General features: G+C 72.1%; 23 protein-coding genes. 16 read left to right on the forward strand and 7 right to left on the reverse strand.

The genetic code is table 11. From position 1 onward, the window contains the following. Positions 1–104: 104 nt before the first annotated feature. Entirely contained in the window at positions 105–1,724 is a 1,620-nt protein-coding gene (gene aceB, locus OG948_RS07890; RefSeq protein WP_406294957.1) for a malate synthase A, read from the reverse strand. Between the two features lie 107 nt (positions 1,725–1,831). Here aceB and OG948_RS07895 point away from each other — a divergent pair, with 107 nt between their 5' ends. The 3 genes from OG948_RS07895 (at position 1,832) to OG948_RS07905 (ending at position 4,316) form a co-directional block, all read left to right on the forward strand. Then, a complete protein-coding gene (locus tag OG948_RS07895; RefSeq protein ID WP_406294959.1) occupies positions 1,832–2,647 on the forward strand; it encodes an IclR family transcriptional regulator in 816 nt (271 codons plus the stop codon). Between the two features lie 177 nt (positions 2,648–2,824). Further along, on the forward strand, positions 2,825–3,838 hold the full coding sequence (gene moaA, locus OG948_RS07900) for a GTP 3',8-cyclase MoaA (RefSeq protein ID WP_406294961.1): 1,014 nt from the start codon (positions 2,825–2,827) through the stop codon (positions 3,836–3,838). 4 nt (positions 3,839–3,842) lie between these two features. Then, entirely contained in the window at positions 3,843–4,316 is a 474-nt protein-coding gene (locus tag OG948_RS07905; RefSeq protein WP_406294963.1) for a molybdenum cofactor biosynthesis protein MoaE, read from the forward strand. 13 nt (positions 4,317–4,329) lie between these two features. On the opposite strand, the gene OG948_RS07910 is transcribed toward OG948_RS07905, so the two are convergent. Next, positions 4,330–5,538 (reverse strand): TetR/AcrR family transcriptional regulator, encoded by a 1,209-nt coding sequence (locus OG948_RS07910; RefSeq protein WP_406294964.1) that lies wholly within the window; start codon positions 5,536–5,538, stop codon positions 4,330–4,332. 219 nt (positions 5,539–5,757) lie between these two features. Here OG948_RS07910 and OG948_RS07915 point away from each other — a divergent pair, with 219 nt between their 5' ends. Further along, positions 5,758–6,537, forward strand: a complete 780-nt coding sequence (locus tag OG948_RS07915; RefSeq protein WP_406294966.1) for an SDR family NAD(P)-dependent oxidoreductase — start codon at positions 5,758–5,760, stop codon at positions 6,535–6,537. A 197-nt stretch (positions 6,538–6,734) separates the two neighbouring features. Here OG948_RS07915 and OG948_RS07920 read toward each other — a convergent pair whose 3' ends face one another. Continuing rightward, positions 6,735–6,908 carry a hypothetical protein gene (locus tag OG948_RS07920; RefSeq protein WP_406294968.1) on the reverse strand — a complete coding sequence of 58 codons (174 nt, stop codon included), beginning with the start codon at positions 6,906–6,908 and terminating at the stop codon, positions 6,735–6,737. A 161-nt stretch (positions 6,909–7,069) separates the two neighbouring features. Here OG948_RS07920 and OG948_RS07925 point away from each other — a divergent pair, with 161 nt between their 5' ends. From OG948_RS07925 to OG948_RS07955, 7 genes are all read left to right on the forward strand, one after another. Further along, positions 7,070–8,104, forward strand: coding sequence for a glycerophosphodiester phosphodiesterase (locus tag OG948_RS07925; protein WP_406294970.1), 1,035 nt, complete (start codon positions 7,070–7,072; stop codon positions 8,102–8,104). A 286-nt stretch (positions 8,105–8,390) separates the two neighbouring features. After that, positions 8,391–9,548 (forward strand): NAD(P)/FAD-dependent oxidoreductase, encoded by a 1,158-nt coding sequence (locus OG948_RS07930; RefSeq protein WP_406294972.1) that lies wholly within the window; start codon positions 8,391–8,393, stop codon positions 9,546–9,548. Continuing rightward, entirely contained in the window at positions 9,545–9,832 is a 288-nt protein-coding gene (locus OG948_RS07935; RefSeq protein WP_406294974.1) for a (2Fe-2S)-binding protein, read from the forward strand. The genes OG948_RS07930 and OG948_RS07935 overlap by 4 nt, the downstream gene beginning before the upstream one ends. Next, a complete protein-coding gene (locus tag OG948_RS07940; RefSeq protein WP_406294976.1) occupies positions 9,829–11,130 on the forward strand; it encodes an FAD-dependent oxidoreductase in 1,302 nt (433 codons plus the stop codon). Before OG948_RS07935 ends, OG948_RS07940 begins: the two co-directional genes overlap by 4 nt. 8 nt (positions 11,131–11,138) lie before the next feature. After that, positions 11,139–12,071: a dihydrodipicolinate synthase family protein gene (locus tag OG948_RS07945; protein WP_406294978.1), complete on the forward strand. Its 933-nt coding sequence runs from the start codon at positions 11,139–11,141 to the stop codon at positions 12,069–12,071. Then, entirely contained in the window at positions 12,071–13,072 is a 1,002-nt protein-coding gene (locus OG948_RS07950; RefSeq protein WP_406294980.1) for a proline racemase family protein, read from the forward strand. The genes OG948_RS07945 and OG948_RS07950 overlap by 1 nt, the downstream gene beginning before the upstream one ends. A gap of 158 nt (positions 13,073–13,230) precedes the next feature. Then, complete coding sequence (locus tag OG948_RS07955) at positions 13,231–13,914, forward strand: GntR family transcriptional regulator (protein WP_395863533.1); 684 nt, start codon at positions 13,231–13,233, stop codon at positions 13,912–13,914. Between the two features lie 145 nt (positions 13,915–14,059). Here the strand turns inward: OG948_RS07955 and OG948_RS07960 are convergent, their stop codons facing one another. Further along, on the reverse strand, positions 14,060–15,331 hold the full coding sequence (locus OG948_RS07960) for an alpha/beta fold hydrolase (RefSeq protein ID WP_406294981.1): 1,272 nt from the start codon (positions 15,329–15,331) through the stop codon (positions 14,060–14,062). A 388-nt stretch (positions 15,332–15,719) separates the two neighbouring features. Here OG948_RS07960 and OG948_RS07965 point away from each other — a divergent pair, with 388 nt between their 5' ends. Next, positions 15,720–16,904: a lactate 2-monooxygenase gene (locus OG948_RS07965; protein WP_406294982.1), complete on the forward strand. Its 1,185-nt coding sequence runs from the start codon at positions 15,720–15,722 to the stop codon at positions 16,902–16,904. Positions 16,905–17,114: 210 nt separating this feature from the next. Continuing rightward, positions 17,115–18,290, forward strand: a complete 1,176-nt coding sequence (locus OG948_RS07970; protein ID WP_406300199.1) for a low temperature requirement protein A — start codon at positions 17,115–17,117, stop codon at positions 18,288–18,290. A gap of 30 nt (positions 18,291–18,320) precedes the next feature. Here OG948_RS07970 and OG948_RS07975 read toward each other — a convergent pair whose 3' ends face one another. Beyond that, positions 18,321–18,827, reverse strand: coding sequence for an Lrp/AsnC family transcriptional regulator (locus OG948_RS07975; protein ID WP_395863527.1), 507 nt, complete (start codon positions 18,825–18,827; stop codon positions 18,321–18,323). 135 nt (positions 18,828–18,962) lie between these two features. On the opposite strand from OG948_RS07975, the gene OG948_RS07980 reads away from it, so the two are divergent. Continuing rightward, positions 18,963–20,246, forward strand: coding sequence for a trans-sulfuration enzyme family protein (locus OG948_RS07980; RefSeq protein ID WP_406300200.1), 1,284 nt, complete (start codon positions 18,963–18,965; stop codon positions 20,244–20,246). Between the two features lie 95 nt (positions 20,247–20,341). Here the strand turns inward: OG948_RS07980 and OG948_RS07985 are convergent, their stop codons facing one another. Beyond that, positions 20,342–21,571, reverse strand: coding sequence for an FAD-dependent oxidoreductase (locus tag OG948_RS07985; RefSeq protein ID WP_406294984.1), 1,230 nt, complete (start codon positions 21,569–21,571; stop codon positions 20,342–20,344). A gap of 200 nt (positions 21,572–21,771) precedes the next feature. Between OG948_RS07985 and OG948_RS07990 the strand changes: the two genes are divergently transcribed. Both OG948_RS07990 and OG948_RS07995 read left to right on the forward strand, forming a co-directional pair. After that, on the forward strand, positions 21,772–22,380 hold the full coding sequence (locus tag OG948_RS07990) for a TetR family transcriptional regulator (protein ID WP_406294986.1): 609 nt from the start codon (positions 21,772–21,774) through the stop codon (positions 22,378–22,380). Positions 22,381–22,685: 305 nt separating this feature from the next. Then, positions 22,686–23,675 carry a transporter substrate-binding domain-containing protein gene (locus OG948_RS07995; RefSeq protein ID WP_406294987.1) on the forward strand — a complete coding sequence of 330 codons (990 nt, stop codon included), beginning with the start codon at positions 22,686–22,688 and terminating at the stop codon, positions 23,673–23,675. A 90-nt stretch (positions 23,676–23,765) separates the two neighbouring features. Here the strand turns inward: OG948_RS07995 and OG948_RS08000 are convergent, their stop codons facing one another. Beyond that, positions 23,766–24,464, reverse strand: coding sequence for a response regulator (locus OG948_RS08000; protein ID WP_406294989.1), 699 nt, complete (start codon positions 24,462–24,464; stop codon positions 23,766–23,768). Positions 24,465–24,721: the final 257 nt, after the last annotated feature.

Consider the following 24,721-nt stretch of genomic DNA (forward strand, 5'->3'; position numbering starts at 1 on the left):
ATGAAGATGCGGAACGACCGGGCCCGCCCGATTGGACGCGCCCCACGACCGCCGGGGTGGGCCCGGCCGTTCCGCGCTTGTGGGGGATGTGCGAACGGCTCGACTCAGTCCAGGAGTTCGCATCCCGGCAGGGTGAGGAATTCGACGAACTCGTCGGCGAGGGCCACCTTGAGGAACAGGTCGCGCGCGTCCGTCCAGCGGCCCGCCTCGAACCTGTCGTCGTCGATGTCCTCGCGCAGCGCGCCCAGTTCCTCGACGACCAGACGCCGGACCAGGTCCGAGGTCACCTTGTCGCCGGTGTCCGCGAGCACCACACCGTTGTTGATCCACTGCCACACCTGGGACCGGGAGATCTCCGCGGTCGCCACGTCCTCCATCAGGCCGAAGACGGCGACCGCGCCGTATCCGCGCAGCCACGCCTCCAGGTAGCGCAGCCCGACGCCGACCGCCGCGTGCAGCCCGGCGTTGGTCGGCGACCCGTCCGCGGACGCCACGTCCAGGAGCTGATCCGCCGTCACCTCGACGTCGTCCCGGGTGCGTTCGATCTGGTTCGACCGCTCGCCGAGCACCGTGTCGAACGCCTCGCGGCAGACCGGCACCAGGTCCGGGTGGGCCACCCAGGACCCGTCGAAGCCGTCCCCGGCCTCACGGTCCTTGTCGTCGCGCACCTTCGCCAGCGCCGCCGCGTTGGCCACCGCGTCGCGTCGCGAGGGAATCACCGCGGCCATCCCGCCGATCGCGTGCGCGCCGCGCCGGTGGCACGTGCGCACCAGCAGGTCGGTGTACGCGCGCATGAACGGCGCGGTCATGGTGACCACGTTGCGGTCCGGCAGCACGAACGCGTCGCCCGCGTCGCGGAAGTTCTTCACGATGCTGAACAGGTAGTCCCAACGGCCCGCGTTCAGGCCCGACGCGTGCTCGCGCAGTTCGTAGAGGATCTCGTCCATCTCGAACGCGGCCGTGATCGTCTCGATCAGCACGGTCGCGCGGATCGTGCCGCGCGGGATGTCCAGCAGGTCCTGCGCGTGCCGGAACACGTCGTTCCACAACCGGGCTTCGAGATGGCTCTCGATCTTGGGCAGGTAGAAGTACGGGCCCAGGCCCCGGTCGAGCAGGCGGGCCGCGTTGTGGAAGAAGTAGAGCCCGAAGTCGACCAGCGCGCCGGCCGCCGGGACGCCGTCGACCAGGATGTGCCGCTCGTCCAGGTGCCAGCCGCGCGGGCGCATCACCACGGTGGCCAACTCGTCGTCCGGGCGCAGCGCGTACGTCTTGCCCTCGGCGGTGGAGAAGTCGATCCGCCGGTCGTAGGCGTCGATCAGGTTGAGTTGGTGGGCGACGACGTTGTGCCAGGTCGGCGCCGAGGCGTCCTCGAAGTCGGCGAGCCAGATCTTCGCGCCGGAGTTGAGCGCGTTGATCGTCATCTTGCGATCGGCCGGACCGGTGATCTCCACCCGTCGGTCGCGCAGTGCGGGCGGCGCTTCGGCCACCCGCCAGTCGGCGGCGCGTACGTCGGCGGTCTCCGGCAGGAAGTCGAGCCGGCCGGTGCGGGCGATCTCCTCGCGTCGGGTCCGGCGCAGGTTCAGCAGTGCGTCGCGACGGCCGCCGAATCGGCGTTGCAGGCTCGCCACGAAGCGCAGCGCGTCGGTGGTGAGCACTTCGTCCGCTCGCGGCACGGAGCCGCCGGTCACTGTGCTGTGCTTGACCACGATGGCCGGTGCACTCATGGGTGGCTCTCCTTCGCCGTCGACGCTCTTTTGTAGAGTGGACATTAGTTTCCGGGAAACGGAAGTTCAACAACTTGTTGAATAAATTCTCGACGGAGGATCACGCCGTGGCCGCAGTCAACTCGAGCACCAACGGCACAGCCAACGGCGCGAGCGGTGGTGTCCAGTCGCTGGAACGCGCGTTCGACCTCCTCGAACTGCTCGCCGACGCGGGCGGGGTGCTGACGCTCAGCGAGCTCGCCGCGCGTTCAGGATTGCCCATGCCCACGATCCACCGCCTCGTACGCACGCTCGTGTCGCTGGGTTATCTGCGCCAGGACGCGTCGCGGCGATACACGCTCGGCCCGCGGCTGATCCGACTGGGCGAGACCGCGGGCCGACTGCTCGGCAGTTGGGCCCGGCCGTACCTGGCCGAACTGATGGAGACCACCGGCGAGACCGCCAACCTCGCGGTGCTGGAGGCGGGCGAGGTGGTCTACGTCGGCCAGGTGCCCAGCCGGCACTCGATGCGGATGTTCACCGAGGTCGGCCGCCGGGTCCAACCGCACTGCACCGCGGTCGGCAAGGTCCTGCTCGCCCACCTGCCCGAGGCGGACGCCGCACGTGTCCTCGGCGGTCGGCCGCTGGCCTCGCACACCGAGCACACGGTCACCGATCCGGCCGCGCTGCTCGCCCAGTTCCCGCTGATCCGGGCGCAGGGCTACGCGGTCGACGACCAGGAGCAGGAACTGGGCGTGCGCTGCGTCGCGGTGGTGGTGCCGGGCGCGCCGACCGCGACCGCGCTGTCCGTGTCCGGACCCGAGGGCCGGATCCGGGCGATGGAGGAGCACTGGATGACCACCCGGATGCAGGAGATCGCGTCCCGCCTGGGTCAACGCCTGGGCGGGACCGAGCCGGACCCCGAGGCGATGCCCGCCCACTGAGCCGTCCTCGACGCCGAACCGGGCCGCACCCGCCCGCGCCCGACCGTACCCGGCACGCCGGACCGCCACGGACCGCGCCTTCGGACGAATCCACCAGGCCGCGCGCGGCGTCGCCGGCCGCCTCTCGTACGTTCCACCCGTGGACCGTGGGCGGCACGGACGGCTCTACTGACGGGCATGTCCCACCCCATCGCGCCGCCCGCCCCGCTGCTCGACCGGTTCGGTCGGGCGCACACCGACCTGCGTGTGTCCCTGACCGACCGGTGCAACCTGCGCTGTACCTACTGCATGCCCGCCGAGGGTCTGCCCTGGCTGCCCGCCGGCGAATTGCTCACCCGGGCGGAGACCACCCGCCTGGTCCGGATCGCGGTGGACCGCCTCGGTATCCGCACCGTCCGGCTCACCGGCGGCGAGCCGCTGCTGCGGCCGGACCTGCCCGCGCTGATCGCCGACCTGGCCGGCCTGGACCGAGCCCCCGAGTTGTCGCTGACCACCAACGGCATCCGGCTGGCCGCACTGGCGCCCGCGCTGCGTGCGGCGGGACTGCGCCGGGTCAACGTCAGCCTGGACACCCTGCGACCCGAACGGTTCGCGCTGCTCACCCGCCGGGACCGAATCGAGGACGTGTTCGCCGGACTGCGCGCGGCGCGCGCGGCCGGCCTCGCGCCGGTCAAGGTCAACACGGTGCCGGTGCGCGGGATCAACGACGACGAGATCGTGCCGATGCTCGAGTGGGCGATCGAGCACGGCTACCGGCTGCGCTTCATCGAGCAGATGCCGCTGGACCCGCAGGGCGCGTGGGATCGCGACCTGATGGTCACCGCGGCCGAGGTACTGGAGCGGCTGGCCGCGCGCTTCACGCTCACCGCCGTCCCGCGCGACGACGCGTCCGCGCCCGCCGAGGAGTGGCACGTCGACGGCGGCGCCGCCACCGTCGGGGTGATCGCGAGCGTGACCCGGCCGTTCTGCGGCGCGTGCGACCGGGTCCGGCTCACCTCCGACGGGCAGTTGCGCACGTGCCTGTTCGCCCGTGACGAGTCCGATCTGCGCACCCTGCTGCGCTCGGGCGCGGACGACGCCGAGATCGCCTCGGCGTGGCGGATCGCGCTGTTCGGCAAGGGCCCGGGGCACGGCATCGACACGCCCGGCTTCCTCGCCCCGGACCGCCCGATGTCCGCGATCGGCGGCTGACCCGATGACCGCCGAAGCCGTACGCCGGCCGTCCTCGACCGCACCCGCCGCGCCGGTTGTGCGCCTGTGCGCGATCCGCGACTCCGCGCCGAGCGTCGACGAGGTGCTCGCCGCGGTCGCCCACCCGGCGGCCGGCGGCACCTCGGTGTTCGTCGGCACGGTGCGCGACCACGACGCGGGCCGCGCCGTGCGCGCACTGTCCTACTCCGCCCATCCGTCGGCCGTCGACCGGCTCCGCGAGGTGGCCGAGCGCCTCGCCGCCGAGGACCCGGACATCCTGGCCGTCGCCGCGCTGCACCGGGTCGGCGACCTCGTGGTCGGGGACACCGCGATCGCGGTGGCGGTGGCCACGGCGCACCGCGCGCAGGCCTTCGCCGCGTGCCGTGAACTGGTCGAGCGGATCAAGCACGAGGTACCGATCTGGAAGCAACAGACCTACACCGACGGCACTCGGGGCTGGGTCGAGTGCGAGCACTGACCGACGGGTTCGACTACCCGACCGGATCCAGTCCGAGCACCGCGCCGGCCACCGCCGCGAGGGTGGGCGCCACCCCGGCGGTGTCCCGCAGATGACGCGTGCGGGCCACGTCGTTGATCGCGGTCAACGCCGCGTGCACCCGGATCCGGGCCTGCGCCGCGCCGTACTCCGGTCGTACCGCGCACAGCAGGTGCGCCCACTCCATGAGGTGGTCCACCTGCGCCTGCCGGGCCCGATGCCGAGCCTGCGTCGGCAGGTGCGACACCTCCGCGAGGAGCAGTGTGACCAGGTCGCTGTACTCGGCCGCGAACCGGATGTACGACCACAGCAGTACCCGCAGCGCGCCCTCGTCGTCCTCGGCGCCGGCCAGCGCGCGGGTCATGTCCATCGACAACCACTCGACGCCCCGGGTCACCGCCGCCGAGAGCAGGTCCGCCTTGCTCTCGAAGTGGTTGTACACGCTGGGGCCGGCGATCCCCGCCGCCGCGCCGATGTCCTCGATGGCCACCCCGGCATACCCCTGCTCCGCGAACATCCGTACGGCCGCGCCCAGCAGCGCCTCGCGCCGGGAGCGCAGCACGATCCCGGTCGGCCGCGCCGGCGAGCGCGCGATCGGCACCAGTTCGGCGGGCCGCGCGGTGACCGCGGCCCGGCCCAACTCCACGAGCAGCCGCACGTACTCCGGACGGGGTAGCTCGATCCGGTGAAAGGAGGGGCTGAGCAGTACCCCCAGGCCGCACCACGCGAGCAGTTCGGCCTGCCCGGGGGACAACTCCGGGCGGGCGTCTTGGATCAGCTCGGCGACCACCGCGGTGACCGCGCGGATCTCGCGCCGCACCTCGGCCCGCTCGGCCGCGGGCAGCAGCCGACCCTCACGCTGCCACAACACGCCGACCTCACGGTGGTCGAGGGTGGCCGCGACCACCGCGCGCAGCACCGTGTCCGGGTCCTCGACCGCGCTGCGGGCCAGCGCGTCGCGCACCGGCGCGACCCCGTCGAGCACGACCTGCATGAGCAGGTGCTGCTTGCTGCGGAAGTGCCGGTACAGCGCGGAGGGCCCCATGCCCACGGCGTCGGCGATGTCGCTCATGCCCACGTCCGCATAGCCCCGGCGGTAGAACAGGTCGGCCGCGGCGGCCAGGATCAGCGCGCGACGATTGCGCGGTCGCGTCCCCCGGGCGGGCGGCACGTGTCCACCGATCTTGCGCACCGCAGCCGCCATCGCGTACTTCCTTCCGGGATCCGCCCCCGCGTCATTGTTCCAGCCGGCCGGGTCCGGGGGGCGTGCCTTCGACACGCCCGCGCATGTCCCCGTGTGGCCCCGCATACCCGGTACGTCCCCGAGCCGGCTCCGCATCGGCCCCCGCGTCGGCCCCGCGCCGAGCCGGCCGGTGCACCGGGGGCGCCGGCCGGCATCGGTCCGGTTACTACGCTGGGTGGCATGACGACCTCACTGATCACCGGCGCCACCTCGGGCCTCGGCGCCGCGTTCGCCCGACGGCTCGCCCACGAAGGGCACGCCCTCGTCCTGGTCGCGCGGGACGAGGAGCGATTGGCGCAGTGCGCCCGCGATCTGCGCGAGGAACACGGCGTCACGGTGGAGGTGTTGGCCGCGGATCTGTCCCTGGACGAGGGGATCGCGGCCGTCGAGGCGCGGCTGGCCGATCGGTTCGCGCCGGTGGACGTGTTGGTCAACAACGCCGGCTTCGGCAACCGGGGCGGCTTCCTGGACGCCTCCACGGCGGACGAGGTGCGCATGCTCAAGGTGCACTGCGAGGCGGTGTTGCGGCTAACCACCGCGGCGAGTGCGGCGATGCGTGAGCGCGGTCGCGGCTGGGTGGTCAACGTGGCGTCCGTCGCGGCCTTCCTGCCCCGCGGCACCTACGGCGCGAGCAAGGCGTGGGTGGTCAGCTTCACCGAGGGCGCCGCCCGCGAACTGGCGGGCAGCGGTGTGCGGTTGATGGCCCTGTGTCCGGGCTTCGTACGCACCGAGTTCCACCTGCGGGCCGGGATGGGCACATCCAACATCCCCAACTGGATGTGGTTGGACGCCGATCGGGTGGTGGCCGCCGCGATCCGCGACCTCGCGGTGGGCAAGACCGTCAGCGTGCCGGATCTGCGCTACAAGGCGGTGGTCGGGCTGGCCAAGCTCACCCCGCGCGGCCTGTTCGGCAGCGTGTCCACCAGGACCGGTCGGGTATACGGGCCGACCCGCCCGTAGCCGGCAGGCCACGCCGACCCGCCCGCGCCCGGCGCCGACCCGATCGGTGCCCGGCGGCGCCCGGTCACGCCGACGGCCCCGTCGACATGGGGTCGACGGGGCCTACGGGCGCGCACCGGGCGGGGCGGTGTCACCGTCACGCCCCTCCCCCGGGCTTCCGCGAGGTCCGCTGCTCGACGTCCGGGGACGCCGAGCCGTCAGCGCCTCGGGCGGCCCTTGGGCCGGTCGCTCTTGCCGCGCCGGGCGGCCTTGGGGGACTCGAGGGTGTCCGTCGCCTCCGCTGCCGGCGCCGCTGCGGAGTCCGCACGCTCGGCTTCGACGAACAGCGAGTTCTTGTTCTGCAGGTGGGGTTTCGACTTCTGCTTGGCCATGGCCGTTTCCTCCTACGGAGAACCGATGGTCGGTCTCGTCCACTCTCACACCGTTCGTCACGGTCCGCATGTCGAGCATCACATGTCGTGATGGCCGGGCGTTCACACGCCGTCGTGATCGAATTCGAATGGCAGCTCGAGATTGCTTCTACGATGCCGGAATGCTCCTTGACCAACCCGAGCGCCCACCTCGGTCCCGGCCCCACCGTGCCAAACGGCGGATCGCCGGCCTGCTGGCCGGCCTGGGCATCGTGTTCGGCTGCGCACAGTGCCTGGCCCCGGCGGACGTCCACGACGCCACCGCGAAGTCCTCGCTGTCCAGCAGTGCGCTCAGGGCCCCCGAGCCGCCCCAGGCCGCCGCCGCGCACCCGCCGTCGGAGACGCTGGACACCCGGCGGGGCACGTCGCCGATCGACGGGCGCAGCTATATCCGCGCCCCAGGCACCCGGATCACCGTCTTCGCGCATCGGGGCGCGCCGACGGTGGCGCCGGAGAACACGATGCCCTCGCAAGAGGCGGCCCGGAACGCGGGGGCGGACTGGATCGAGAACGACGTGCAGCCCAGCACGGACGGCGTGCCGCACATCATGCACGACGCCACCGTGGATCGAACCACCAACGGCAAGGGCGCGATCCGCGATCTGACGTCCTCTCACCTGGCCACGCTGGACGCCGGGGCCTGGTTCAAGCCGAAGTTCGCCGGCACCCGCGTGATGACGCTGCGCGAACAGCTCACGGACCTGCGCACGCGCGGCGGACGGCTGCTCCTGGAGATCAAGAATCCGCACTCCCGCGACGAGGTCGCCCGGATCGTCCAGGAGGTACGCACCGCCGGGATGGCCGGTCGGGTCTTCGTGCAGAGCTTCGACCAGGAGTCGTTGCGGCTGACCCGCGAGCTCGCCCCCGAGCTGCCGCTGGGCCTGCTCAGCGATCAGCTCGACGCCGATCCGGTCGCACTGGCCAAGGAGTTGCGGCTGACCTCGTACAACCCGTCGTACCACGGCCTGGCCCAACGCCCGAACGTGGTCCACGAGTTGCACGCGGCCGGGATCGCGGTGCTGGCCTGGACCCCGGACGACCCGCGGGAGTGGGCCGCGCTGAACGACGCGGGGGTGGACGGGATCATCACGAACCGGACCGCCGACCTGGTCGCGTGGAACGCCGCGCACACCACCAAGGACGGCGCCCGCCCCTGACCCGCCCCGCCGAAAACGGCCCGCGACCGACCCGGGATGCCCTCCCGGTTCGTTCGCGGGCCTCTTCGTAACCGGGCGTCCTTGTCGACGGGCCTGCACCGGGACGGGCCTTCGCGTGGACGGGCCTCTCCGCCGGTGGGCCTCTCCGTCGGCGGCCCCTCGGTCGACGAGCGGAACCGGCGTTCGCGCGGAACCCGGTCGCACGTGTGCCGATCGGCTCCGGCTGTCCACGGAACCGCACCGGCAAACCCTTTACCTCGTGAGGGCAATGTGACATTTTACTGATGTGAGCGAACTCCGTCCCAGTGATGTCGTCGTCATCGGCGCGGGCGTGGTCGGCGCCGCGTGCGCCCACTACGCCGCGCGTGCCGGGCTGTCGGTCACCGTGCTCGACCGCGGTCCGGTCGCGGGCGGGACCACCGGCGCCGGCGAGGGAAACCTGCTGGTCTCGGACAAGCATCCCGGCCCGGAACTGTCCCTGGCCCTGCTCTCGCTCCGCCTGTGGGGCGAGCTGGCGAAGGAGGGACACGACTTCGAGTACCAGGCCAAAGGCGGCCTGATCGTCGCGCGCACGGAGGCCGAGGCGGTCGCGATGACCGCCGCGGCCGAGGCACAACGCGCCTGCGAGGTCACCGCCCACACCGTCGACGCCACGGAACTGCACTCCTACGAACCGCACTTGGCCCCCGGCCTGGCCGGCGGCACGCACTACCCGCAGGACGCTCAGGTGCAACCGGCCCTGGCCGCCGCCGCGTTGCTGCGCTCGGGCGTACGCCTGCACACCGGCGTCACGGTGACCGGCTTCCGGCGCGGGCGCGGCGATCGGGTGCTCGGCGTACGCACGTCGCACGGCGACATCGCGGCCGGTGCCGTGGTCAACGCGGCCGGCACCTGGTCCGGTGCGATCGCCGAGCTCGCCGGGGTGTCCCTGCCGATCCTGCCGCGCCGGGGATTCGTGCTGGTCACCGAGCCGCTCCCGCCGATCGTGCGACACAAGGTGTACGCGGCGGCCTACACCGGGGACGTGGCCAGCGACGACGCGGACCTGGCCTCCTCGGCCGTGGTCGAGGGCACCCCGTCCGGCACCGTGTTGATCGGCGCGAGCCGCGAACGGGTGGGCTTCGACCCCTCGTTCCCGGTACCGGTGCTGCGCCGGCTGGCCGCCCAGGCGATCGAGCTGTTCCCGATCCTGGCCGGCGTCTCGGTGTTGCGCGCCTATCGCGGCTTCCGGCCGTACTGCCCCGACCATCTGCCGGTCGTCGGCCCGGACCCGCGCGCGCCCGGCCTGCTGCACGCGTGCGGCCACGAGGGCGCGGGCGTGGGCCTGGCGCCCGCGACCGGCCTGCTCATCGCCCGGGCCCTGACCGGCGACGCCTCCGGGCCCGATCCCGGAGTCGACCCCACCCCATTCGCCCCGACCCGCTTCGCGGAGGTGTCCTCGTGACCGGCGTATCCCGACCCACCCCGGTCCACCCGCCCGACGAGGAGCGCTTCCGGCTGAGGGTGGACGGCCGGAGCATCCCGGTCGAGGCCGGTCAGACCGTCGGCGCCGCGATGCTCGCCGCCGGGATCCGGTCCTGGCGCACCACCCGGTTCGCGGGCAAGCCGCGTGGGCTGTTCTGCGGCATCGGCGTGTGCTTCGACTGCCTGGTCACGGTCAACGGCACACCGTCCCTGCGGGCCTGCCTGGTCACCGCCCGGCCCGACGACGAGGTGACCACGACATGATTCACGACCTGGTCGTCGTCGGCGCCGGCCCGGCCGGCCTCACCGCCGCCGTCACCGCCGCCCGGTTCGGCCTGCGCGTCGCCGTTCTCGACGCCAACTCCCGGGCGGGCGGCCAATATCACCGACACCGCGCGGGCCGGCCACCGGCCTGGCCGCCGCTCGCGCGCCTGCACACCGTCGAGCACCTGGCCGAACATCGCGTCTGGGCGGTGGAACGCTCGGCCGAGGGTTTCGCGGTGCACGCCGTGGCCGGCGAGCGGGACACCACCCCGGTGACCGTCCTCGGCCGCCGACTGCTGCTGGCCACCGGGGCGTACGACCGGCAACTGCCCTTCCCCGGCTGGGACCTGCCCGGGGTGTTCACCGCCGGCGGCACCCAGGCACTGATCAAGGGCAACGGCGTGGCGCCCGGTCGTCGTGCGGTGGTCGCGGGCACCGGACCGTTCCTGCTGCCGGTCGCGGTCGCGCTGGCCGACGCGGGCGTCCAGGTGCGGGCCGTCCTGGAGGCGTCCCGGCCCACGCCGCGCGCCGCCGCCCTCGCGCCGCACAGCCCGGCCCGCGTGGTCGAGGCCGCCCGCTACGCCGCCGCGCTGGCCCGGCGGCGGATCCCCTATCGCACCGGCCGGGCCGTGATCGCCGCAACCGGCGACCACACCGGACTGACCTCGGTCACCGTGGCCCGGCTCGACGCGGACTGGCGCGCGCGGCCCGGCACCTCGACCGAACTGGCCTGCGACACGCTCGCGGTCGGCTACGGCTTCACCCCGCAGCTCGAATTGGCCGGCCAACTCGGCTGTGCGAGCACCCCGGACGGTTTCGTCGCGGTGGACGCGCGGCAGAGCACCGACGTACCGGGCCTGTTCGCCGCCGGTGAGAGCACCGGCATCGGCGGAGTGCATCTCGCGGCGGTCGAGGGCGAGTTGGCGGCCCACGCGATGGTCGGCCGGACGCCGCCGCGCGCGCTGCTGCGCCGCCGGGCCGCGCTCACACGGTTCGCCGCCGGGCTGCGCGCGCTCTATCCGGTCCGACCGGGATGGTTGTCCTGGTCGGACGCGCACACCCCGATCTGCCGCTGCGAGGAGGTGCCCCGAGGCCGGATCGAGGACGCGGCCCGCCGAGGAGCCGACGACGTGCGCTCGGTCAAGTTGCTCACCCGCGCGGGAATGGGCTGGTGCCAGGGCCGGATGTGCGCCGAGGCCACCGCGTGCGTGTTGTCCGACGTGCTGGACCGACCGGTCGCCGCGCCCCCGCCCACCCGTCCGATCGGTGTGCCCATCCGTCTCGGAGACCTAGCCTAAGGAGCCCCATGAGCCCACACCCCGCCACCTCGCCCCACTCCGCCCCGGACCCGGCCGACCGCAAGCCGTGGCACGGCATCGTGGTGGCCACCGCGCTACCGCTGCGCGAGGACCTGTCCGTGGACTTCGACGCGTACGCCGAACACGTGCGGTGGCTCGTGGATTCGGGCTGCGACGGAGTCTGCCCGAACGGCTCGCTCGGCGAGTACCAGTCGCTCACCCCGGACGAGCGGGCCCTGGTGGTGCGGGTCGCGGTCGAGGCGGTGGGCGGCGACCGGGTACTGCCCGGCGTCGCGGCGTACGGCGCGGCCGAGTCGCTGCGCTGGACCGAGCAGGCCGCCGAGGCGGGCGCCCGAGCGGTGATGCTGCTCCCGCCCAACAGCTACCGCGCGGACTCCCGCACGGTGCTCGACCACTACCGCACCGTGGCCGGCGCCGGCCTGCCGATCGTCGCCTACAACAACCCGTTCGACACGAAGGTCGACCTGACCCCGCGACTGCTCGCGGACCTGTACGAGGAAGGCCTCGTGGTCGGCGTCAAGGAGTTCACCGGGGACGTACGGCGGGCCTACGAGGTGGCCGAACTCGCGCCCGGTCTGGACGTGTTGATCGGCAGCGACGACGTCGCACTGGAGTTCGGCCTGGCCGGCGCGGTGGGCTGGATCGCCGGCTACGCGAACGTCTTCCCGCGCGCGAGCGTCGAGTTGTACCGCGCGGCCGTCGGCGGCGACGTGCGCGCCGTGTTGCCGCTGTACCGTCTGCTGCATCCGCTGCTTCGGCTGGACTCGCGCACCGAGTTCGTGCAGTCCATCAAGTTGTCGATGGACCTGGCCGGCCTCCGAGGCGGCCCGTGCCGCCCGCCGCGGCTCCCACTGTTGCCCGAACAGGAGGCCTCGGTGCGCGAGTTCACCGAGAAGGCACTCGCGGAGGGACTGACCTGATGCGCTCACGACACGTCTTCCACGCGGTCGACTCGCACACCGAGGGCATGCCGACCCGGGTGATCACCGGCGGCGTCGGGGTGATCCCCGGCACCACGATGGCCGAGCGACGCGTGCACTTCATGGCCCATCTGGACCACCTGCGCACGCTGTTGATGTACGAGCCGCGCGGGCACGGCGCGATGAGCGGCGCGATCCTGCAACCACCGACGCGACCGGACGCGGACTACGGCGTGTTGTTCATCGAGGTGTCGGGCTGTCTGCCGATGTGCGGGCACGGCACGATCGGGGTGGCCACCGTGCTCGTCGAGACCGGCATGGTCGAGGTGGTCGAACCGGTCACCACCGTGCGGTTGGACACGCCCGCCGGCCTGGTGGTCGCCGAGGTCGAGGTACGCGACGGCGCGGCCCGATCGGTGACCCTGCGCAACGTCCCGTCGTACGCACACACCCTGGACGCGACCGTGGACGTGCCCGGGCTCGGCGCGGTCGGCTACGACATGGCGTACGGCGGCAACTTCTACGCGATCCTGCCCATCGAGAAGGTCGGCCTGCCGTTCGATCGGGCCGAGGCCGGACGCGTTCTGGACACCGGACTGGCCATCATGGCCGCGATCAACGAGCAGGCCCGGCCGGTGCACCCGGAGGATCCCGAGATCGCGGGCTGCCACCACGTGCAGTTCCTCGCCCCCGGCTCGGACGCCACGCTGTCGCGCAACGCGATGGCGATCCACCCTGGTTGGTTCGACCGCTCACCGTGCGGCACCGGAACCAGCGCGCGGATGGCCCAGTTGGCGGCGCGCGGCGAGTTGGCGGTGGGACAGCCGTTCGTCAACGAGTCGTTCATCGGGACCCGCTTCCACGGGCGGATCGTGGACCGGACCGAGGTGGCCGGGTATCCGGCCGTGTTGCCGCTGATCACGGGACGGGCCTGGATCACCGCCACGGCGCAATATCTGCTCGATCCGGAGGACCCGTTCCCGGCCGGGTTCCGCCTGTGAGGAACCCGGCCGGGACCGGGCGGGGACCGCGCCGGGCTCCGGTGGGACCGGGCGGGGACCCGGGCGACGATCCTCACGCAGCGTGGTCGCCCGTACGCACAGTTCCGATCCCACCCCCAGGGTGACTGACCGTCAGTAGCATGGCGGGAGGAGGCACCATGGACACGGGACACGGAGCGCTCGCGCTGCCGTCCTTCGACGATCGGCCGATCCTGCGGGATCGGGTGGCACGAGAGCTGCGCGCGGCGTTGATCGCGGGCGAGATGCGGCCCGGCGTGGTCTATTCCGCGCCCGCGCTGGCCGCGCAGTTCGGCGTGTCACCGACGCCGGTGCGCGAGGCGATGCTCGACCTCGCCAACGAGGGACTGGTCGAGGCCGTACGCAACAAGGGCTTTCGGGTCACCGAACTCTCCGACCGCGAGTTGGACGAGTTCACCGAGGTCCGCGCGTTGATCGAGATTCCGGTGGTGGCCCGACTCGCGGGCGTGGTCACCCCGGCCCAACTGGCCGCGCTGCGCCCGGTCGCCGAGGAGATCGTCGCGGCGGCCGAGGTGAGCGATCTGATCCGGTACGTGGAGGCGGACCGTCGCTTCCACCTGTCGCTGCTCGCGCTCGCGGGCAACGAACACCTGGTTCGGGTGGTCGGCGATCTGCGCAAACGCTCGCGCCTGTACGGTCTGTCCCGACTCGCGGAGAACGGCCGACTCGTCGCGTCCGCCGCGGAACACCTCGAACTCCTGGACGCGCTCGCCACCGGCGACCCGGCCCGGGCCGAGAGTGTGATGGCGCGGCACATCGGCCATGTCCGCAACCTGTGGGCGGACCCGAACCAACCGGGCTGAGGCCGGGGCCGGGTAGGGGCCGGGTAGGGGCCGGGGCGGAGACCGGCTTCCGATCCCGTGCCCGGCTCCGGCGTCGGCGCCCGAGTCCTCGGACTTCGGGCGCCGAGCCGCTGCCGGACGGGGATGGGATGGGGGTGGGAGTAGGTCAGATCTTGCCGGCGACCATGTCCATCAGCCGGTCCAGGACCGCGCCGCCGGAGGCGTACGAGCCGTCGTGCTCCCACTCGTTGGTGACCCACGCGCGTACGTTGGCCACCTCGCGCGCCGTCTCCAGGGACAGGTCCGCGTCCACATACATGTCGTCGAAGTAGACCGCCGCCGCGACCGGGACCGGATTCGTCCGCAGTCGCTCGACGTCGTACAGGACCGGCCAGTCGTCGTGTCGGGCGAGCAGGTCGGCCGCCTCGCGGAACGGGCGCAGCGCGGCGATCTCCTCGAACATCCAGGGGTACATCATCTCGCCGGTGAACAGCAGCCGGTCGGCGCTCTCGGCGAACTCCGGCAACCCCGCCCGCACCTTCTCCGCGGCCCAACCGGTGGCGACCTTGCCCTGGCCGTAGATCGGCTCCTGGAGCACGGCCCACAGGGGGTTGTCGGTGAGCGCGGTGGCGTGCATCACCGCGGCGCGGAAGGTGTCCGAGACCTGGTCGCCGTCCCACGCCTCGTCGAGCATCCAGTGCACGCGCTCGTAGCCGTCGCCCATCCCGAACACGTTGCCGAGGAACTGGAGCCGGCGCGGGGTCAGTCGGTCACCGTCGGGCAGCCGGACGTCGTGCGCGGTGAGATGGTCGGCGAGCCGGCGCACCTGCTCGACGTCGTCCGGGTAGCGGGCGTAGTACTCGGCGTTCTTGACCCGCACCCGGGGATACGTGCGCCGGTAGACGTCATCCGCGGTCACGTCCAGGCCGATCAGCCCGCCGGTGACGTAACAGGACTTCAACCCCTCGGGCGCCGTGGAGAGGTAGGCGAGGGTGATGAAGCCGCCGTAGCTCTGTCCGAGCGTCTCCCAGGGCTCGTCGCCGCACAACCGCCGGCGGATCAGCTCGGCGTCGGCGACGATCGAGTCGGCGCGCATGTGCCGCAGCAGCGTGGCGAGTTCCTCGGGTGCGGTACGGGCGGCCAGGCTCGGCGTGATCGGCGTGCTGCGGCCGGTGCCGCGCTGGTCGAGGAGCAGGACGCGGTGCGTGCGCAGCGCGCGCTGGAGCCAGCCGGCGGGGCGATTGGGCCGGGCCGATTTGCCACCCGGGCCGCCTTGGAGGAAGCACAACCACGGCCGCTTCTTGTCGACGGCGGTGGGATCGACCACCTCGCGGGCGAAGACCTCGATGGTGGGCCCGTCCGGACGGGAGTGGTCGAGCGGGACGGTGAACGTGTGATCGATGAGGGCCATCCCCGGGATCCGGGTGATGCGGGTCATGCGGATTCCTCTCCAGCCTCTTGTCCGTGTCGTATGCGGAGCACTCTAGTGCCGTGTGACATTTCACAGAAGAGATGGGCTTCTTGTCTCGCTTCCCGGCGAAGCAATGTCGGCACGACCCTGGGGTCCGGACGCACACGAGTGGGTCTGCCCCGATGTCGGGAGGTCGACTCGTTCGGTACGTTCGGATGATTCGGCTTGTTCGGATTGTTCGGCTTGTTCGGCCGGCTCGGCAGCTTCGATGGGTTCGGGCCGCCGTTCGGCCCGTTCGGCTCGTTCGTTCCGTTCGGCTCTTCCGCGTGCCCGCTCGGTGCGGGATCGTCGTCGGGTCCGCGCGAGGATTCCCCGTTCGGCGAGGCGAGACGAGGCGAGGCGAAAGGTGGCAGTCGTGGCCGATGGTCCCAGCGTTGCCGGTCCGTTTTCCGCGTTCCAGGACTCGATCTACCTCGATGGCCTGTTGACCGGGGAGACCCCCGCGTACCCGATCGACGCGTCCGACCTCGAGGCCGCCGCCGGGGAGCTGCTCGAACCGGGTCCGCGCGGATACGTCCTGGGCGGTGCCGGCGGTGGGGCGACCATGCGGGCCAACCGGGCGGCGTTCGAGCGGCGTCGGATCGTCCCGCGCATGCTGCGCGACGTTGGTGGGCGTGACCTGTCCCGCTCCGTGCTGGGCACCGACCTGCCCGCTCCGGTACTGCTCGGGCCGGTCGGCGTGCAGTCCATCGTGCACCCGGAGGGCGAGTTGGCGACCGCGCGCGCGGCCGCCGGCCTGGGGGTGCCGATGGTGGCGAGTACGGCGTCCTCGTACACGCTGGAGGAGATCGCCGCCGCCTCCGGCTCGGGTCCGCGCTGGTTCCAGCTCTACTGGCCGCGCGACAACGACGTCACCGTCAGCCTGCTCGCCCGGGCCCGGGCGGCCGGCTACACCACGCTCGTGGTCACCCTGGACACATGGTTCCTGGGCTGGCGGCCGAGCGACCTGGACCGGGCGTACCTGCCCTTCCTGCGGCAGGTCGGGATCGCGAACTACCTGAGCGATCCGGCCTTCCTGGCCGGTCTGAGTAAGCCGATCGCCGAGGATCCGACGGCGGCGATCGCGCACTGGGCGGGGATGTTCTCCGACCCGACCAAGACCTGGGACGACCTGGCGTTCCTGCGCGAGAACTGGATCGGTCCGATCGTGCTCAAGGGCATCCTGCATCCGGACGACGCGTGCCGGGCCCGCGACGCCGGTCTGGACGGGATCGTGGTGAGCAATCACGGGGGACGCCAACTCGACGGCGCCATCGGCGCGTTGGATGCGCTGCCGAGCGTGGTCGAGGCGGTCGGCGCGGACCTGACGGTGCTCTTCGACAGCGGCGTGCGCACCGGCGCCGACGTACTCAAGGCGCTTGCCCTCGGTGCCCGCGCGGTCCTGGTGGGCCGGCCGTACGTGTACGGCCTGGCGCTGGGCGGCGAGGCGGGTGTCCGGCACGTACTGCGCTGCCTGCTGGCCGAGTTCGACCTGTCCATGGCGCTGTCCGGACACGCCGCTCTCGACGAGCTGGACGCGTCGGCGCTGGCCTCGGATTGACCTCGGGGCCCGCTTCGGGCCGGCCCCGACGGACCTCGCACCGACTTCGGACCGGGTCGGTCGTCTTCGCGCTGATGGCCGCTCGATATAGCCGTGATTGCCCGGTGGATTCGGATACTCTCCGCGCATGATCACGCCCGGAACGAGAGGACCCAGCTCGTGAGCGATCCCGCGCGTCCCGCCGCCGGCCCCCACGCCATCCTGCGCCGGATGGCCTCGCGCGACACGGCGGAGCCGCACCGCGCGTCCACCCCGCTCGAGTTGTTCTTCGACCTGACCTTCGTGGTCGCGGTGGCCCAGGCCGGCAGTCGACTCGTGCACTCGCTGGCGGACGGGCACCCGGGACACGGGATCTTCGGGTACCTGCTCGTGTTCTTCGCGATCTGGTGGGCGTGGGTCAACTTCACCTGGTTCGCGTCCGCGTACGACTGCGACGACCCGCTGTACCGGGTCGCGACGCTCGTACAGATCACCGGCGTCCTGGTCCTGGCCGCCGGGGTGCCGCGCGCGTTCGACTACAGCGACTACACCGTCGCCATCGTCGGGTACCTGATCATGCGCGTCGCGCTGACCTTCCAGTGGCTGCGGGCGGCCCACGACGAGACCGACCCGGCGGCCCGGCGCACCGCGCTGCGCTACGCGGCGGGGCTGGTGCTGGTGCAGATCGGCTGGGTGGTCCTGCTGCTGCTCCCGGACGCCGCGTGGAAGTGGGGCTTCGTACCACTGGCGATCGCCGAGATGGCGGTGCCGGCGATCGCCGAACGCGACCACACCACCGCCTGGCATCCGCATCACATCGCCGAGCGGTACGGGCTGTTCACCATCATCATGCTCGGCGAGAGCATCTCCGCCGCGACCATCGCGATCCAGACCGCGCTCGACGACGAGGCCGCGCTGGACGAACTGCTGCCGATCGCCGCCGGCGGGCTGCTGATCGTGTTCGCGGCGTACTGGATCTACTTCGCGGTGCCGATCCACGACTTCCTCGCGTCCAATCGCCAGGCCTTCCTGTGGGGGTACGGCCACTATGTGATCTTCGGCTCGGCGGCGTCGATCGGCGCGGGCCTGGAGGTCGCCGTCGAGCAGGCCGTGGGCGAGGCGCACATCTCCCGGATGGCCGCGTCGGCGAGTGTGACGATCCCGACCGCGCTGTTCCTGCTGACCACGTACGCGCTGCATTCGCGACACCACAAGAACGGCCTCGCGCAACAATCGCTGCTGCCGACGGCCGCCGTGTTGGTCCTGCTCTGCACGTTCCTGGGCGCGGCGGCCGTACCGACGGCCGGCGCGGTGGCGGCCTTGACGGTGGCGATGGGGATCGTGCTGTCGGCGCGGCAGGGCGAGGGGGACGTACGGCCGCGCACCGGGCGGCGGGCCGAGCAGTGAGGCGGCCCCGGGGCGGCGGGTGCGGCCGGGTCAGCCGGCCGTCAGGCGCCGGGCCGGGCCCTGGGGTTCGGGTGGGAGGAGCGGACCGCCCTGCCATTGTTGGAATATCAGCATGGTGTGCACCTGGGTCACCTCGGTGCGTGCGGTGAAGCCGTCCACCACCAGTCGTTGCAGTCCGGTCGCGTCGGCGACCGCGACATGCACGAGGAAGTCGTCGGGTCCGGCCAGGTGGTAGAGCGCGCGGGTCTCCGGCAGCTTCAGCACGTGCCCCACGAACGGGTTGAGCACCACCCGGTGATGCGGCCGCACTCGAACCGCGAGCATCGCCTGCAACGGCCGGCCGAGCGCCGCCGCGTCGACCTCCACCGTCGCCCCCTTCACCACCCCGGCAGAGCGCAGCCGGGCGACCCGGTCCAGGCACGTCGACGGCGCGATCCCGACCTCGGCGGCGAGCGCTTTGTTGCTGATCCGGGCATCGTTCTGGAGGGACCGGAGAATTCCGAGATCGATCGGATCGAGGGCGATGGATTGGCTCATCGGGCGATCATAATTCGGGCCATCGGCTCATTTGCCGGGGGTCGGCGCACGATGGCGGGCATGGATGACCTCCGAGCGGATCTTGACGCGGTGAATGGCACGACGGGCGCGGATGGCGGGCTCGCCGTGGGTGGGGTGGACGGAGCGCGTCCCGCGCACGGCGTGCGCGGCGAAGGGCCGGTGGGCGGCGTGGGGCGGATGTTCGAGACGCGGGCGGTGCACGCGGGTCGCGACGACCTCGCCGCCCTCGGTACGCACGCCGTGCCGATCGATCTGTCCACCACCTACCCACTCCCGGACCTGCCGGCCGCGGCGCTCGCCCTGGACGCGTACGCGGAGGGCGCGCTGCCGGAGGGCTCGCCGATCTACGGCCGGTTGACGAATCCGACGGTGCGCCGCTTCGAGGTCGCGCTGGCCGAGTTGGAGGGATGCGCCGACGCGGTCGCGTTCGCGAGCGGCATGGCGGCGGTCACCGCGTGCCTGCTCGCGGCCGCCGCGCAGGGCCGCCGGCACGTGGTGGCGGTCCGCCCGCTGTACGGCACCACGGACCACCTGCTCACGAGCGGCCTGCTCGGCACCGAGGTCACCTGGGTCGAACCGGACGGCGTGGCCCGGGCGTTGCGACCGGACACCGGTCTGGTGATGGTCGAGACACCGGCCAATCCGACCCTGGCCGAGCTGGACCTGGCCGACCTCGCGGCCCAGGCGGGGGACGTACCGCTGTTGGTGGACAACACCTTCGCGACGCCGGTGTTGCAACAGCCGGCCAGGTCGGGTGCGCGGATGGTGCTGCACAGCGCGACCAAGTTCCTCGGCGGGCACGGCGACGTGATGGGCGGCGTGGTCGCGTGCGATTCGCAATCGGCCGACGTGCTGCGCCAAATCCGGTTCGCCACAGGTGCGTTGCTGCATCCGTTGGCGGGCTATCTGTTGCTGCGCGGCCTCTCGACGCTGCCGATCCGGGTCGCGAAGGCGTCCGCGTCGGCCGCGATCCTGGCCGAACGGCTGGCCGCCCACCCGGCGGTCGAACGGGTGCACTACCCGAGCATCGGCGGCGCGCTGGTGGCCTTCGAACCGGCCGGCGACCCGATGGCGCTGGTGGCCGCGCTCCGGCTGATCACGCCTGCGGTCAGCCTCGGCGGCACGGACACGCTGATCCAGCACCCGGCTTCGCTGACCCACCGGGTGATCGACGACGCGGCGCGGGACGAGGGCGCGATCGGACCGAAGTTGCTGCGTTTGTCGGTTGGTCTCGAGCACGAGGACGATCTGTGGGGGGACTTGGCGGCGGCTTTGGAGCGGAGCTCGGCTACTTCGGCCTCCGCTTCGGCTTCCACCCTGGCTTCCGTGTCCGCTTCCGCTTCGGTTTCGGTCTCGGTCGTGATGCTTCATCAGGAGACGTCTCCGGCGCACGTTTGAGTGGTCGGGTCGGGTCGAGCCGGGCCGGCGCGCTCCGGACGTCGTGACGACCGTCCGCCGGTCCGGAGCCGCGCGCCTTACGCCCGGAACAGCGCTCAGCGGTACGTCAGGCCGGAGAGGCGCAGCGCAAGGTCGCGGCGTACGGCGGGGATTCGGGTGATCGTGCGCAGCACCACGTTGCGCAGCGGGCGCAGTGCCGGGGTGATCGTGGCGACGCGGGTCATCCGGTCGGCGAGTTGCACGATCTGCTCGGCGATCGGACGGCGGGTGGCGCCGTACGCGTCCAGGGCCGAGGTCGCGCCGCCGTCGAGAACCGAGCCGAGCGCGTCGGCCAGCGCCACGGCGTCGAGGATGCCGGCGTTCATGCCTTGGCCACCGGCCGGGCTGTGCACGTGTGCGGCGTCGCCGGCCAGCAGGATCCGCCCGGCCCGGTAGGTGTCGGCAACGCGGTGGTGGACCCGGAACCGCGATCCCCACACGACCTCTTCGACCACCACCCGGCCGGTCGACGGGCCGCGCTCGTCGATGAGTTCCTGTACGAAGGCGAGCGACGGCTCGTGCGGCGCGTCGGCGACCGGGGCGACGACGCGGTGCCGACCACCCGGGAGCGGAGCGACCACCGCGAGACCGGCGGGCGCGAAGTACAGGATCACCTCGTCGGCCGAGACGGCACCACCGAGCCGCACGTCGGCCAGCACGAACGACTCGCCGTACGTACCGCCCTGGAAACCGATGCCGGCCTGCTCGCGCACCGTGCTGTGCATGCCGTCGGCGCCGACCACCCAAGCGGCACGCACTCGTTCGCCGTGCTCGAAGGTCGCGGTCACGCCGTCGGCGTCCTGGTCGAGTGTGGTCACCGAGTACGGCCGCAACACGGTGCCGCCGAGCTCGGTCAACCGAGCCGACAGGGTCGCCTCGGTGGTGGCCTGGGACACCATCAGCGAGTACGGGTAGTCGGTGGGCAGCCCGTCGAAGTCGATGCGGACGACCACCCGGTCCCGGTCGCGAACGGTGAACGTCGGTGACTGGATGCCCAGTTCGACCAGCGGCCCGGCCACACCGAGCGGGGCGAGCACCTCCAGGGTGCGGGCGTGTACGACGGCGGCCCGCGAGGTGTGCTCGGCGGCGGCGTGCGCGTCGACAACGGTGACGTCGCGCCCCTGGGCGGCCAAAGCGAGGGCGAGGGTCAGCCCGGCGGGACCGGCGCCGACGACCAGGACGTCGGTGGTGGTGGGCAGTCGCGGGGGCGAGGCGGGCTGCGGAGACGGCTGAGGGGTGGCGGGCGTACTCGGGGTGGCGGGGGTGGTCGGGGGCTGGGAGGTCATGGCGGGCTCCTTCGGTGCGATGGCGTGCGACGGGCTGCGGTGGGGCGGCTCCGTGCGGTGCGGTGCCTTGCGGGATCGGGCGCGGAGGTCGGGCGTATTGGACCGACGCCCTTGTCAACACTTGTTGGCCAACGACTGTTGACATAACCATGACGCGACCGCCTCCCGATGTCAACAGGCGTTGGCCTACAATCGTTGACATGAGCACTCCGCGAAGGTCATCGACCGAGACCAAGGCCGTGATCCTGGCCGCCGCACGCGAGCGGTTCGGGTCCGACGGCTACGAGCGCGCGACGATCCGGGCGATCGCCGCCGACGCCGCGATCGATCCGGCGATGGTCATGCGCTACTTCGGCAACAAGGAGAAGTTGTTCGCCGCCGCCGCCGATGTGGACCTGCGCCTGCCCGATCTCGAATCGGTGCCCCGCTCTCGACTCGGAGCAGTGCTCTCGGCTCATTTCCTGGATCGCTGGGAGGACGACGAGGCGATGATGATCCTGCTGCGTACGGGCGTCACCAACGAGGAAGCCGCCGAACGCATGCGCACGGTCTTCGCCGGACAACTCGCACCCGTCGTGCGCCGTGCCTGCCCGAACCCCGAAGAGGCCCCCCGCCGCGCCGGCCTGGCCGCCGCCCAGGTTCTCGGCCTAGCCCTGTGCCGTTACGTCCTACGCCTCCCGCCGATCGTGGCCATGACGCACGCCGAGGTCGTCGGCTGGCTCGGCCCCCAGCTCCAGCGCTGCCTGACCGGCGACCTCGGCACTACCGCAGAAGCCGCCGAGGAAGCCGTCGAGAAAGCCCACGGGTAGCCCGCGAGCGCCCGCGGAATCGGGGGGATTCCCCCCAGTGGCCGCCGAGTTCCTTCCGGTAGCGTCCCGATCAGGCCCGAACCGGCCGAGCCGAGCGGTGTCCCGTGCGCCGCCACCGGAGGTGATGCGTCATGTCCACGCACGCAGTTCCACCGCACCGCACGGCCCGGCGCCCGCTCCGGCGTCCGGATCGCCGTTCCAACGGCCGTTCCAATCGCCGTCCGGAGCCCCGCTATACGTTCGGGCGCCCCACCTCGGGTCGGCCGCCGCGCGGCCGGCGCGCCGTCACGCCGGCTCTGGCGCTGTTGGCAGCCCTGATCGTGCTGGTGGCCTGTACCTCCTCGACCTCCACCCGGAGTCCGGCCGCCGTGCCCATCGGCCCCGCGCCGCCCGCGGCCCTCCCGGGCGGAACCGCGCCCGGTGCGACCAACGACCCGTCCGCCGCCTCGTGCGGCAATCCGACCGCGAGCCTGCGCCCCAAGTCGGGGCCGCCGCGTGCCGCCGACTACACGACCGACGGCTCGCTCGCACGCATCCTCAGCCAGGGCTACCTGACCGTCGGGATAGACCAGAGCACCTACCCGTTCAGCTACGCGGACGTGACCGACCACAACAGGCTCAAGGGCTTCGACATCGATCTGGTCCGGGAGATAGCCGCCGACCTGTTCGGCGACTCCGACCCGAACCGACTGCGCTTCCGCGTCGTGCCCAACAACATCCGCGAACAGGCCGTCGCAGGCGGCCAGGTGGACATCGTCGCGAAGTCGGTCACCGTCAACTGCCGGCGCCGGACCATGGTCGACTTCAGCTCGATCTACTACGAGTCGGGACAGCGCGTACTCGTGCTGCGAGACAGCCCCGCCGCGGCCGGCGACCACTCGAAGGGCCTGATCGGCCTACCGAGCGGAACCCGTGTCTGCACGGTCGCCGGCACCACCGCGGCCGACGCGGTACGCGCCACCAAGTCCCTGACTCCCGTCACCGGCGACACCTGGGCGGACTGCCTCATCCACATCCAACAGGGCCAGGCCGACGGAGCGGTCGGCGACGACACCATCATGGTCGGCCTCCAGGCCCAGGACCGCTTCGTGGAACTGGTCGGTCCCAAACTCACCCGCGAGCCATACGGCTTGGAAATCGCCAAGAACAACCCGGACCTGGTGCGATTCGTCAACGCCTCGCTGGAACGCATCCGCCGCGATGGAACGTGGCTGCGTCTGTACAACGACTACGTGTCCCGCTTCATCCCCGGCACCGAGGCGGCGACTGCGCCGGAGGCGGTGTACCAGGACTGATACCCGAGACGGCGTCGGAATCTGAAGGAACATCGGAACCGGTGGAGCAAAGGAGCGTTGGAAAAGGAGCGTTTGAAGCGGCGGCACAGCCTATGACGGCGACGGGTCGTCACCGGGGACGATCAGGCCCGACTCGTAGGCGATCACGACCAGTTGCGGTCGATCGCGCGCGTCGAGCTTGGCCATGATGCGACTGACGTGCGTCTTCGCGGTGAGCGGGCTCAGCCCGAGAAGCGTGCCGATCTCCGCGTTGGTCAAACCCCGCCCGACCAGTGTGAGCACCTCGCGTTCGCGCGCCGACAGGTCCGCGACCCGGACCGAACCCGGTTCGCCCACCGTCGGCGTGGTCGGCATGCGCAGTACGCGCGAGATCAGCCGCGCCGTGGGCCCCGGTGACAGCAGTGCCTCACCCGCCCCGATCGTGCGGATCGCCGCCAGCAACTCGGCCGGGCGGGTGTCCTTGACCAGGAAGCCGCCGGCGCCCGCGCGCAACGCGGCCACCACGTTCTCGTCGTCCTCGTAGGTGGTCAACACCAGCACCCTGACCCGCGACAACTCCGGATCCGCGGCGATCAGCCGAGTGGCCTCGATCCCGTCCAGGATGGGCATCCGGATGTCCATCACCACGACGTCCGGCCCGGTGGTGCGGGCGAGTTCGATCGCGGCCCGCCCGTCGGCGGCCTCACCGACCACCTCCATGTCGGGGGCCGAGCTCACCAACATCGCGAACGCCGACCGCACCAGATGCTGGTCGTCCGCGAGCAACACCCGCAGCTTGCCGCCCGTCACGCGCTCCCCCACTCACCCGACACCGCCACTGGCGGCCATCCCGTCCGAATCCGTCACCCCGAAAGGCATGACATCACGCGCGGCGGTCGGCCGCTCGCACACCCACCGCGCCCACCGCAGCTGCCACACCGATCGCACCGGTCGCACCGATCGCACCGGCTGCGTCCGCATCGCCGCGTCGGCCCGTGTGTCCGCCGCTCGCGTGCCCAGGCGAACCGGCCGCACACACACGCCACCGCGCCGCGCACCCGTCACCG

Source organism: Embleya sp. NBC_00888, from assembly GCF_045207655.1.
In the GTDB taxonomy this organism is placed as follows: domain Bacteria; phylum Actinomycetota; class Actinomycetes; order Streptomycetales; family Streptomycetaceae; genus Embleya.